Source organism: Bacillus salipaludis, from assembly GCF_004358205.1.
The window spans coordinates 180,183-192,312 of sequence record NZ_SMYO01000002.1; the positions used below are offsets into that span (position 1 = coordinate 180,183).

13 protein-coding genes are annotated in these 12,130 nt (G+C 43.6%); all 13 read left to right on the forward strand.

The annotated features are described in order from the left end of the window. The first annotated feature begins 124 nt into the window (after positions 1–124). On the forward strand, positions 125–1,366 hold the full coding sequence (gene glyA / locus E2K98_RS03625) for a serine hydroxymethyltransferase (RefSeq protein ID WP_133332923.1): 1,242 nt from the start codon (positions 125–127) through the stop codon (positions 1,364–1,366). Between the two features lie 120 nt (positions 1,367–1,486). Continuing rightward, positions 1,487–2,116 carry a uracil phosphoribosyltransferase gene (gene upp / locus E2K98_RS03630; RefSeq protein ID WP_026572675.1) on the forward strand — a complete coding sequence of 210 codons (630 nt, stop codon included), beginning with the start codon at positions 1,487–1,489 and terminating at the stop codon, positions 2,114–2,116. A gap of 179 nt (positions 2,117–2,295) precedes the next feature. Next, entirely contained in the window at positions 2,296–4,497 is a 2,202-nt protein-coding gene (locus tag E2K98_RS03635; protein ID WP_133332924.1) for a S8 family serine peptidase, read from the forward strand. A 331-nt stretch (positions 4,498–4,828) separates the two neighbouring features. Then, positions 4,829–5,053 carry an AtpZ/AtpI family protein gene (locus tag E2K98_RS03640; RefSeq protein ID WP_133333221.1) on the forward strand — a complete coding sequence of 75 codons (225 nt, stop codon included), beginning with the start codon at positions 4,829–4,831 and terminating at the stop codon, positions 5,051–5,053. A 2-nt stretch (positions 5,054–5,055) separates the two neighbouring features. Further along, complete coding sequence (locus E2K98_RS03645; RefSeq protein ID WP_026572678.1) at positions 5,056–5,430, forward strand: ATP synthase subunit I; 375 nt, start codon at positions 5,056–5,058, stop codon at positions 5,428–5,430. A 23-nt stretch (positions 5,431–5,453) separates the two neighbouring features. Then, a complete protein-coding gene (atpB, locus tag E2K98_RS03650) occupies positions 5,454–6,167 on the forward strand; it encodes a F0F1 ATP synthase subunit A (protein ID WP_133332925.1) in 714 nt (237 codons plus the stop codon). 51 nt (positions 6,168–6,218) lie between these two features. Continuing rightward, on the forward strand, positions 6,219–6,431 hold the full coding sequence (atpE, locus tag E2K98_RS03655; RefSeq protein WP_026572680.1) for a F0F1 ATP synthase subunit C: 213 nt from the start codon (positions 6,219–6,221) through the stop codon (positions 6,429–6,431). Between the two features lie 123 nt (positions 6,432–6,554). Further along, positions 6,555–7,085, forward strand: coding sequence for a F0F1 ATP synthase subunit B (locus E2K98_RS03660; RefSeq protein WP_133332926.1), 531 nt, complete (start codon positions 6,555–6,557; stop codon positions 7,083–7,085). Beyond that, positions 7,082–7,618 (forward strand): F0F1 ATP synthase subunit delta, encoded by a 537-nt coding sequence (locus tag E2K98_RS03665; protein WP_133332927.1) that lies wholly within the window; start codon positions 7,082–7,084, stop codon positions 7,616–7,618. The genes E2K98_RS03660 and E2K98_RS03665 overlap by 4 nt, the downstream gene beginning before the upstream one ends. A 24-nt stretch (positions 7,619–7,642) precedes the next feature. Beyond that, the gene (gene atpA, locus E2K98_RS03670; protein WP_133332928.1) at positions 7,643–9,151 is read left to right on the forward strand and encodes a F0F1 ATP synthase subunit alpha; all 1,509 of its coding nucleotides are present in this window, start codon (positions 7,643–7,645) and stop codon (positions 9,149–9,151) included. A 48-nt stretch (positions 9,152–9,199) separates the two neighbouring features. Next, a complete protein-coding gene (atpG, locus tag E2K98_RS03675) occupies positions 9,200–10,057 on the forward strand; it encodes an ATP synthase F1 subunit gamma (RefSeq protein ID WP_133332929.1) in 858 nt (285 codons plus the stop codon). A gap of 174 nt (positions 10,058–10,231) precedes the next feature. Further along, positions 10,232–11,632, forward strand: a complete 1,401-nt coding sequence (gene atpD / locus E2K98_RS03680) for a F0F1 ATP synthase subunit beta (RefSeq protein WP_133332930.1) — start codon at positions 10,232–10,234, stop codon at positions 11,630–11,632. Between the two features lie 21 nt (positions 11,633–11,653). Next, entirely contained in the window at positions 11,654–12,061 is a 408-nt protein-coding gene (locus tag E2K98_RS03685) for a F0F1 ATP synthase subunit epsilon (protein WP_133332931.1), read from the forward strand. Positions 12,062–12,130 lie beyond the last annotated feature (69 nt).

The window sequence follows — 12,130 nt, forward strand, 5'->3', positions numbered from 1 at the left end:
ATTTTTTCATGAAAGCAATTCCAAAAATTCAAATATTCTTTCTTTTTCGATAACCAAAAAACTATGTTAAAATGAGGTTGATTTTAACTGAATAGCGGATTTTAACCAATAAAGGGGGATCTTTATGAAGCACTTATCACAGCAGGACGAGCAGGTATTTCAGGCAATTCAACAGGAATTAGGACGTCAGCGCGCGAAGATTGAATTAATTGCATCAGAAAACTTTGTAAGCGAAGCGGTTATGGAAGCACAGGGGTCTGTTTTAACTAATAAATATGCCGAAGGATATCCAGCAAAACGCTATTATGGCGGCTGCGAATATGTTGATATCGTAGAAGATTTAGCGCGTGACCGTGCGAAAGCAATCTTCGGTGCAGAGCATGCGAACGTACAGCCACACTCCGGTGCACAAGCAAACATGGCTGTTTACTTCACAATTCTTGAGCAAGGCGATACCGTTCTAGGGATGAACCTTTCACACGGCGGTCACTTAACACACGGAAGTCCGGTAAACTTCAGTGGTGTTCAATATAATTTCGTTGAGTACGGTGTAGATGAAGAAACACACCGCATCAATTATGAGGATGTTTTAGAAAAAGCTCGCCAGCATAAGCCGAAATTGATTGTTGCGGGTGCCAGCGCATATCCTCGCGAAATTGACTTTAAAAAATTCCGTGAAATCGCTGATGAAGTGGGCGCCTATTTAATGGTGGATATGGCTCATATTGCAGGTCTTGTTGCGGCAGGTCTTCACCAAAATCCTGTTCCATATGCAGATTTTGTTACGACTACTACGCATAAAACCTTAAGAGGCCCACGCGGCGGGATGATTCTTTGCCGTGAAGAGTTTGCGAAAAAGATTGATAAGTCCATTTTCCCTGGAATCCAGGGCGGTCCATTAATGCATGTGATTGCTGCAAAAGCGGTTGCTTTTGGCGAAGCATTGCAGGACAGCTTTAAAGAGTATGCAGGAAACATTATTGCGAACGCAAAACGTCTTGCTGAAGGTCTGCAAAAAGAAGGCTTAAAGCTTGTTTCCGGCGGAACGGACAACCACTTATTATTAGTGGATGTAACGACTCTTGGCTTAACTGGTAAAGTGGCTGAGCATGTCCTTGATGAAGTAGGAATTACCGTTAACAAAAATACCATTCCTTACGATCAAAACAGCCCATTTGTAACAAGCGGTGTCCGTATTGGTACTGCAGCTGTTACAAGCCGCGGCTTCGGTTTAGAGGATATGGATGAAATTGCATCGATTATTGCGTTTACTTTGAAAAACCATGAAGACAAAGCGAAGCTTGAAGAAGCTAGCAAGCGCGTTGAAGCGTTAACGAGCAAATTTGTTTTATATCCTGAATATTAAGATTTTTGGGAATCGGCCTTTTTATAAAAAAGGTCGATTTTTATTTGCCCTCTTGGATGTTTTTCTGTAAAATTAGACGAAGTGTTTGATGTTAAATTTTTTATAAAAGGGGCGATTTTTGTGGCAAAGGTTTACGTCTTCGACCACCCACTCATTCAGCATAAGCTTACATACATACGTGATAAAAACACAGGAACGAAAGAGTTCAGGGAATTGGTAGACGAAGTGGCAACACTTATGGCTTTTGAGATCACGAGGGATATGCCGCTTGAAGATATTACGATTGAAACGCCGGTTTGTCCGGCCCAATCAAAGGTTCTTTCCGGGAAGAAAATCGGTCTTGTTCCGATTCTGCGCGCAGGGATTGGAATGGTTGATGGGATTTTGAAATTAATTCCGGCAGCAAAGGTAGGCCATATCGGTCTTTACCGTGATCCGGAAACACTTAAGCCAGTTGAATACTATGCAAAACTTCCAAGTGATGTGGAAGAACGTGATTTCATCGTCGTTGATCCAATGCTGGCAACTGGCGGTTCAGCCAATGAAGCAATCAACTCGTTGAAGAAGCGCGGCGCGAAACATATCAAGTTTATGTGTTTGATTGCGGCACCAGAGGGAGTCGAAGCGGTGAAAACGGCTCACCCGGATGTTGATATCTATATTGCAGCGTTAGATGAAAAGCTGAATGACCACGGCTATATCGTACCAGGACTAGGCGATGCTGGAGATCGGTTGTTTGGAACGAAATAATTTTTTGAGAGATCTTTTTTTGAAAAAGGTCTCTTTTTTTATTGGGGAAATGGGTAGCGGAAGGTATTTTGGTAAAAGTGGAGGGTAAACTCCACCACAGATATCCCCTCCCCAAAAAATCCTCCTGCATATTTCCTTCACCCAAAGAAAACCCTATGAAAAAAGGGGAAATCAGCAAAATGAAGAAACTTATTCTAGCCATTATTCTAATTACATCCATCACCATACCCGCACCAATCCAATCCCAAACAAGGAAACTGATCACACCGCCGATCCCAAATCAGCAAACCGTCGCCATCGTCGTTACAAAACAACCACAAACTAAAGAACAAATCAAACAGTTCCTCACATCATACAAGGACATCAAACTGCGCCGTATTTTTACGGAAGCCATCACAGGATTTTCCATTGAGGGCAACCGCGCGGCCATCACAAAACTAGCAGAAAACGTTAAAATTCTAAACGTGTCTCCCGTAACCAGTTACCAGGCCCAGACTGAGGAGAGCGTCAAAATCATTGGAGGGGAAGAGGTACGCGGATTATTTTCACCGAAAAATCAACGCCTCACTGGCAAAGGAATCACTGTCGCGGTCATCGATACCGGTGTGGATTACACCCATCCCGACCTTCGGCGCAACTATGGCGGTGGACACGACCTTGTTGATAACGACAAGGATCCTATGGAAACCCGTGCTATTGGCAAAGCGACCATTCACGGTACACATGTTGCGGGAATCATCGCCGCTAATGGTAAAATCCGCGGTGTTGCCCCAGAGGCGAAGATTATTGCTTATCGGGCACTCGGACCAGGAGGGGGCGGAACGACGGAGCAAGTTATTGCTGCGATCGATCAAGCCATTAAGGATAAGGTCGATATCATGAATCTTTCCCTTGGAAATGATGTCAACGGTCCGGATCTGCCGATTAGCCTCGCGCTCAACCGCGCCGTCGACAAAGGAATTGTCGCGGTGGCGGCAAATGGCAATGCCGGCCCGAATATTTGGACAGTCGGTTCACCCGGAACGGCATCAAAAGCAATCTCCGTCGGGGCCTCGACACCCACCATGAAAATACCGTCCTTATTAATAGAAGGAACGCGGAAAAAAATCCGAATTCAGCCAATGGAAGGTTCGGAAAAATGGGAGTTGGACCGCTCGTATACAATCGTCGATGGTGGAATTGGCAAGAAGGAAGACTTGAAAAATGTTGCGGGCAAAATCGTTCTCATTAAGCGCGGCCGCTTAACCTTTACTGAAAAGGCTAAAAACGCCCAAAAGGCGGGGGCCAAGGCTGTACTCATCTACAATAATATGAGCGGAAATTTTATCGGAAATTTAGAAACGTTGCTACCGCTTCCCGTCGGGTCCATTTCAAAGCATGACGGGGAGCAGTTATTAAAAGAAACGTCTATCACAATGCGGATTATCCAAAAAGAAGAAAAGGACCGGATGGCAGAGTTTAGTTCTCGAGGTCCAGTAACCGGAACATGGGAGGTAAAACCAGATATCGTGGCTCCCGGGGTTGCGATTAACTCAACCGTACCGGGCGGCTATCTTTCGTTACAGGGCACAAGTATGGCAGCACCGCATGTCGCCGGTGCCTGTGCCTTAATCAAACAGGCCCACCCAGACTGGACGCCGCAGCAAATAAAAGCTTCCTTGATGAATACAGCCAAGACACTGTTTAAAAATGCAAATACTCCGTATCGGACTTACGAGCAGGGAGCAGGGAGGATTCAAGTGCCCGAGGCGGTAAAAACGGAATCGCTTGTGACACCGAGCTCGATTCACTTTGGTAAATTTACAGAACAGCGGGATGTTCATAAAACCCTTTTACACGTTGAAAATACAAGCAATGCAACAAAGAGATATTCCTTTGATGTTCCAGAGCGAACAGAGGGACTATCGTGGAAAATTCCGCTTTCGTTTACCTTGGCACCTAAGGAAACCAAGGATGTTGCAATTGAACTGAGGGTCGACCCGCAAAGCATTAAAAATAAAATTCATGATGGTTACATCAAGCTTCAGGCGGGATCCACCCTCATCCATATTCCATATATCTATGTACTCGAAGAACCAAATTACCCGAGGGTAATGGGATTTTCCTTTGGGGAAGGTGATGCTCCGGGGCAGTACTTATATGAGGTTTACCTTCCGGGGGGAGCCGAGGAGTTCGGCATTGCCTTGTTCGATCCCGGTGATTATCGCTTTGTCGGTTTTTTAGATTCCATTGAAAATGTCAAAAAAGGATTGATTCAAAAGAAAATTGAAAATGAGAATCTTCCGGAGGACGGGGTATACCTTGCCAAAGTTTTTGCGAAAAAGGCCGGTAAAGAGGATTTCATTGAAACGATGTTAAAAATCGAAAAACGGCAGCAGTAAATTTTTAAAAAGAAAGTGAAACCTTTTTAAAACTTGGCCGTATTAACTAACTGTGTGTCCTCCTAGGTAAGTTTTTTCAAAAAAATTTCTAAGGGGAAGAGTATAGGTATATATTAAATTTTCTGATAATTTTTAGTATCCTAATATATCGTGAAAAGCTGAAAATTGCAAGTGAATATTTCGTGGAAACTCATTGACTTTACATATTGCCTATTGTATGCTTACAAAGGGTGTAAATGATAAGGTTTTCACATTCAAGAAAGTGTTAATTTCCTTGGTGATTTGCCATAAAGCCCGGTTCACATTCTCTTATGGTGAGGATGCGATAATGATGCGTAAAAACAACCGCAATCCATTTCAAGCTATGGCTTTAATGTCCGCAATTGTCTCCCAGTTAGTAGGTTCCATTCTCATTGGTATTTTTGCAGGAAGATGGTTGGACCATCAGTGGGGTACCGAGCCAATTTTCTTAATTATCGGATTGTTAATCGGATTAGCAGCGGGAACCTATGCCATGCTTGTTTCGATTCGCCATTTTTTCTCGGGAGATAAATGATTATGCCGGATTTTAGAGAGATATTTACTAGGCAGCGAAAATGGAATTTGTACTTGTTATCTATATTCGTGCTTGGATGGGGGTTTACCTCCTACAAAACTGTATTTTTAGGATTAATTCTTGGGACATGCTTTAGTTTTCTGAACATCTGGATGTTAACCAAGAAAACAGAGAAGTTCGACAAGGCCTTTGATAAAGGTAAAAAAATGAAATCGCTCGGCTCGCTGCAAAGAATGGCGACAGCCGCGATCGCAGTGATTATTGCCATGAGATGGCCCAATTACTTTCATGTAGTCAGTGTGGTTATGGGACTAATGACATCCTATATTGTCATTATGATAGATTATTTTTATCATGCATTGCATTTTCATAAATGATAAGGGAAGTGAGGTGAACATAGATGCATCATGAAGCTCCTTTAGTAACATTTGGGGGACTAACCTTTAACTTGGCGAATGATCTAATGATTCTTGTAGCAAGTCTCATTGTTTTTATCATTGCTGTTCTATCTACCCGGAAGCTTGCGATGAAGCCGACAGGCATGCAAAACTTCTTTGAATGGGTGATGGACTTCGTCAAAGGAATCATCAACAGTACGATGGATTGGAAGGAAGGCGGAAGATTCCACATCCTTGGACTTACCTTAATTTTGTATATCTTTGTATCTAATATGCTAGGTCTTCCATTTTCTATCTCCGTTGATGGTAAGCTTTGGTGGAAATCACCAACAGCCGATCCTGCTGTCACATTATCGCTGGCCGTAATGGTCGTTGCGCTTTCCCATTATTATGGTGTAAAGCTAAAAGGTGCAGCTGGATATGGAAAGGGATTCTTCAGCCCAATGGGATTCTTGTTCCCGTTGAAAATTATTGAAGAATTCGCGAACACATTAACGCTTGGTCTGCGTCTTTATGGGAACATTTACGCAGGTGAATTGCTTCTATCGCTTTTAGCGGGAGGCTTAGCTTGGACCGGAGTAGCTGGTATGATAGCAGCCGTACCATTAACCCTTGTTTGGCAAGGTTTCTCCGTATTCGTCGGAACGATCCAGGCATACATTTTTACCATGTTAACAATGGTTTACTTGTCTCACAAAGTGAGTCACGACCATTAATATATTTTTAAACACTAAATTATTCATACATTTTTAAGGAGGAACATTATAATGAATCTTATAGCAGCAGCAATTGCAATTGGTTTGGCAGCAGTAGGCGCAGGTATTGGTAACGGTTTAATCGTTGGACGTACAGTTGAAGGTATCGCTCGTCAACCAGAAGCTCGTGGTTTATTACAAACAACAATGTTTATCGGGGTTGCGTTAGTTGAAGCATTACCGATCATCGGCGTTGTTATCGCGTTCATGGTTTTAGGACGTTAATTAGTAGAGAGAAAAATCCCAAGTGGCGGAGAGGAAGAAGAGACACCTTCGCCATTTATGTTTGTGCAATAGAGAACATACTTTTTCGAGTAGCGAACGACTCTTGAAGGGAGTGAACCCGTGGTGTTATCAGGCAATCTATTTGTCCTAGGTGCTGCAGAAAGCGCAGGCCATTTCAATGGTGGAGATAGTATTTTCCAACTAGTAGTTTTCTTAATTTTGTTAGCATTGCTTAAAAAATTCGCGTGGGGTCCATTAATGGGCATCATGAAACAGCGTGAAGACCATATTGCAGGTGAAATTAATGCGGCTGAAGGAAGCCGTGTTGAAGCGCAAAAGCTTTTAGAAGAGCAAAGAAGCCTTTTAAAAGAAGCACGTACAGAAGCACAAAGCTTAATCGAAAATGCGAAAAAGCAAGGCGATGTTCAGCGTGAGGAAATCATTGCGATTGCCCGCACAGAAGCAGAACGCGTGAAAGAAGCTGCAAAGCTTGAGATTGATCAGCAAAAGGAAAAAGCAATGGCCGCAATTCGCGAACAAGTTGCTTCCTTGTCTGTATTAATCGCCTCTAAGGTTATTGAGAAAGAGTTGAATACCCAAGATCAGGATCAACTCATCAACGAATATATTAAAGAGGCAGGAGAACGCCGATGAGTAACTCCATCGTAGCAAAGCGCTATGCGTCGGCACTTTTTCAAATTGCTAAAGAACAACAGGTTCTAAGTCAAGTAGAAGAAGATCTTCGTGTAGTAAAAGAAGTAATCCAAACGAATAAGGATTTAAAGGCTGTTCTCAGCTCTTTAAAACTTTCAAAGGAAAACAAAAAAGCCATTTTAAAACAGGCTTTTGCAAACATTAATGGATTTGTTGTTAATACATTAATGATTCTAATGGACCGCCACCGTGAAGGTGAAATTGTTGAAGTGGTCGACCAGTTTATTGAGCTTGCATATGAAGCATCCGGTGTTGCTGAAGCTGAAGTCTCCAGCGTGCGCCCGCTTTCAGATGCTGAGCGTGAGGCGATCTCTGCTACTTTTGCAGCAAAAGTTGGCAAGCAGTCTCTCAGAATTGAAAATATCGTGGATTCCGAATTACTTGGCGGCGTGAAGGTCCGCATCGGAAATCGTATATATGACGGCAGCTTGCGCGGCAAGCTCGATCGTTTGCAACGTAAATTGTTAAGCTAAGATTTGTAGATAGGGGTGAAACTCATGAGCATCAAAGCTGAAGAAATCAGTGCCCTGATAAAAAAGCAAATTGAAAACTATCAGGCGGAAATTCAAGTAACAGATGTTGGTACGGTTATCACCGTTGGTGACGGTATCGCTCGTGTTCACGGTCTTGACAACGTTATGGCTGGAGAACTAGTTGAATTTTCAAACGGCGTTATGGGTATGGCACAAAACCTTGAAGAAAATAACGTCGGTATTATCATCCTTGGACCTTTCACTGATATCCGTGAAGGTGACGAAGTACGCCGTACAGGCCGCATCATGGAGGTTCCGGTTGGTGAAGAGTTAATCGGACGTGTAGTAAACTCATTAGGACAACCAATTGATGGTATGGGTCCAATCAATACAACAAAAACTCGCCCTATTGAGCAAGTAGCAACGGGCGTTATGGCGCGTAAATCCGTTCATGAGCCATTACAAACAGGTATTAAAGCGATTGACGCACTTGTGCCGATCGGCCGTGGTCAGCGTGAGTTAATCATTGGTGACCGTCAAACAGGTAAAACTTCCGTTGCCATCGATACGATCTTGAACCAAAAAGGCCAAAACATGATCTGTATCTATGTTGCCATTGGGCAAAAGGAATCAACAGTACGCGGTGCGGTTGAAACCCTTCGTAAAAATGGCGCATTAGATTACACAATCGTTGTGTCTGCATCTGCATCACAACCAGCTCCAATGCTGTTCTTGGCACCATATGCGGGCGTATCAATGGGTGAAGAATTTATGTTCAACGGTAAGCACGTATTAATCGTATATGATGACTTAACAAAACAAGCATCTGCATACCGTGAGCTTTCCTTGTTACTTCGTCGTCCTCCAGGTCGTGAAGCATATCCAGGGGATGTATTCTACTTGCACAGCCGTTTATTAGAACGTGCAGCGAAATTGAACGACAGCCTTGGCGCTGGTTCAATCACTGCACTGCCATTTATCGAAACACAAGCAGGTGACGTTTCTGCCTATATTCCAACAAACGTTATCTCCATCACAGATGGACAAATTTTCTTACAATCAGACCTTTTCTTCTCCGGTGTTCGCCCAGCGATCAACGCAGGTCTTTCCGTATCTCGTGTAGGTGGATCGGCACAGATCAAAGCGATGAAGAAGGTTGCAGGTACACTGCGTCTTGACCTTGCTTCATACCGTGAGCTAGAAGCATTTGCTCAATTTGGTTCTGACCTTGATAAAGCAACCCAAGCGAAGCTGAATCGTGGTGCACGTACCGTTGAGGTGCTAAAACAAGACTTGAACAAGCCGTTATCTGTTGAAAAACAAGTAGCGATCCTATATGCATTAACACGCGGCTTCTTAGATGATATCCCATTACAAGATATCCGTCGCTTCGAAGCTGAATTCCTAACATGGTTAGACCACAATCGCAAAGAGTTGTTAGACCATATTACCAAAACGAAGGATCTTCCTTCTGATGACGATTGGGCATCTGCGATCAACGCCTTCAAAAAGACGTTTGCAGTTTCCGAGTAATTCATGGCTAACATTGAACACTTTTAGTGAGGGTGGTGAGAACTTAAAATGGCATCATTACGCGATATAAAAACTCGTATTAATTCAACGAAAAAGACGAGTCAAATTACCAAAGCAATGGAAATGACCTCTGCTGCAAAATGGAACCGCGGGGTGATGAATGCGAAATCATTCGTCCCTTACATGGAAAAAATCCAAGAGGTAACCGCAGCGATTGCGCTTGGCAGTAAGGGTGTAAATCACCCAATGCTACAGGCACGTCCTGTTAAGAAGACAGGCTATATCGTTATGTCATCTGACCGTGGTCTTGCGGGTGCGTTTAACAGTAACGTCTTAAGACGTGTAAACCAAACCATTCAACAAAATCATAAGTCTAATGACGAATTTGCGATTATTGCCATCGGTCGTGTTGCCCGGGACTTCTTCGTGAAGCGCGGCATCAAAGTAGCACTTGAAATCATTGGTATTTCAGACCAACCTTCATTTGCTGACATTAAAGATATTGCATCGAGCACAGTTGGCATGTTTGCTGATGGTACATTTGATGAAATTTATCTATATTACAATCATTATATAAGCGCAATTTCGCAAGAAGTAACCGAAAAGAAGCTGTTGCCGCTTTCGGAAATTAAACCGACTGGCAAGCTGATTTCGTATGAATTCGAGCCGTCTGCCGAAGAAATTCTCGAAGTTCTCCTGCCGCAATATGCCGAGAGCCTAATCTATGGCGCGCTGTTAGACAGCAAAGCCAGTGAGCATGCTGCCCGGATGACGGCAATGAAGAATGCAACCGATAATGCAAAAGAATTAATTCGTAACTATACACTTATGTATAACCGTGCCCGCCAGGCAGCGATTACGCAAGAAATTACCGAAATCGTCGGCGGTGCGGCGGCACTTGAATAGACCGTTTTTTGAAAAATGAACCTTATTTCGTGTCTGTGACTTGTAACAGTTGATGGATCGTGATTCATTGCTGTGAACAAGTTTCAGGCCGAAATCAGAGTTCGGTGTGATTCGATAAGTTCCTTTTTTAAAAAAGGGGTTTTGGATCAAAAAAGTAAGTAAGGAGGGAAAATGATGAACAAGGGACGCATTGTTCAGATTATGGGTCCGGTTGTTGACGTTAAGTTTGATAACGCCCAATTGCCTGAGATCTATAATGCATTGAAAATTAGTTCTGAATCAGTCAACCTAACCCTTGAAGTAGCCCTTCATTTAGGTGATGATACAGTTCGTACGATTGCAATGGCTTCTACTGACGGGTTAACTCGTGGTTTGGAAGTATTGGATTCAGGTGCACCGATTTCTGTACCGGTTGGGGAACCAACTCTTGGCCGTGTATTTAACGTATTAGGGGAAGTAATTGACCTTAAGGATGAAATTCCTGCAGGCGCTCGCCGTGATCCGATTCACCGTGAAGCACCAACCTATGAAAATCTTTCAACTGAGGTTGAAATTCTTGAAACTGGTATTAAGGTAGTTGACCTTCTTGCTCCATATATTAAAGGTGGTAAGATCGGTCTGTTTGGTGGTGCCGGTGTAGGTAAAACCGTATTAATCCAGGAATTGATCAATAACATCGCACAAGAGCACAGCGGTATTTCCGTATTTGCTGGTGTAGGGGAGCGTACTCGTGAAGGGAACGACCTTTTCCATGAAATGACGGATTCCGGCGTTATTAAGCAAACTGCGATGGTATTCGGACAAATGAACGAGCCTCCAGGTGCACGTATGCGTGTTGCCTTGACTGGTTTGACAATGGCTGAATATTTCCGTGATGAGCAAGGCCAAGACGTGTTATTGTTCATCGATAACATTTTCCGTTTCACACAAGCAGGTTCTGAGGTTTCCGCGTTACTTGGCCGTATGCCATCTGCTGTTGGTTACCAGCCGACACTTGCTACTGAAATGGGTAAATTACAAGAACGTATTACTTCAACAACAAAAGGTTCTGTTACTTCGATCCAAGCGATTTACGTACCAGCCGATGACTATACGGACCCGGCTCCGGCTACTACTTTCGCTCACTTAGATGCAACAACAAACCTTGAGCGTAAGCTTTCTGAGATGGGTATCTACCCTGCGGTGGACCCGTTAGCATCGACTTCTCGTGCATTGTCACCTGAAATCGTTGGTGAAGAGCACTACAGTGTTGCTCGTCAAGTACAGCAAACCTTACAGCGTTATCGTGAATTACAGGATATCATTGCGATCTTGGGTATGGACGAACTTTCTGATGATGATAAGTTAACCGTAGCTCGTGCTCGTCGTGTCCAGTTCTTCTTATCACAAAACTTCCACGTTGCTGAGCAGTTCACTGGCCAGCCTGGATCTTATGTGCCGGTTAAAGAAACGGTTAAAGGATTCAAAGAAATCCTTGACGGTAAATACGACCACCTTCCTGAAGATGCATTCCGTCTTGTCGGCCGCATCGAAGAAGTGGTTGAGTCTGCTAAACGCATGGGCGTAGAGGTCTAATTCCAGCCAGGAGGGTAAAAAATGAAGACGATTAAAGTCAATGTTGTTACTCCCGATGGCCCGGTGTATGAATCAGATGTGGAAATGGTTAGTACAAAAGCTAAAAGTGGCGAACTCGGTATTTTGCCTGGCCACATTCCCTTGGTTGCCCCGCTTGAAATTGGTGCTGTTCGTCTGAAGTTAGGCGGCGGTAAACAAGAGCAGATCGCAGTGAGCGGCGGATTTTTAGAAGTTCGTCCGGATCAAGTGACGATTTTAGCTCAAGCAGCGGAAAATGCAGCTGATATTGATGTTGATCGTGCCCTAAGGGCGAAGGAACGCGCTGAACAGCGTCTTCAACAAGCACAGCAGGAACATATTGATTTCAAGCGTGCTGAACTAGCTCTTCAACGTGCCATCAACCGCCTCGCCGTATCGGATAATAGATAATTATGTTTTTAGATAAGAACCCCTCCTTTTTGGAGGGGTTTTTTGTTACTCTATCTGGTGTATAGAGTA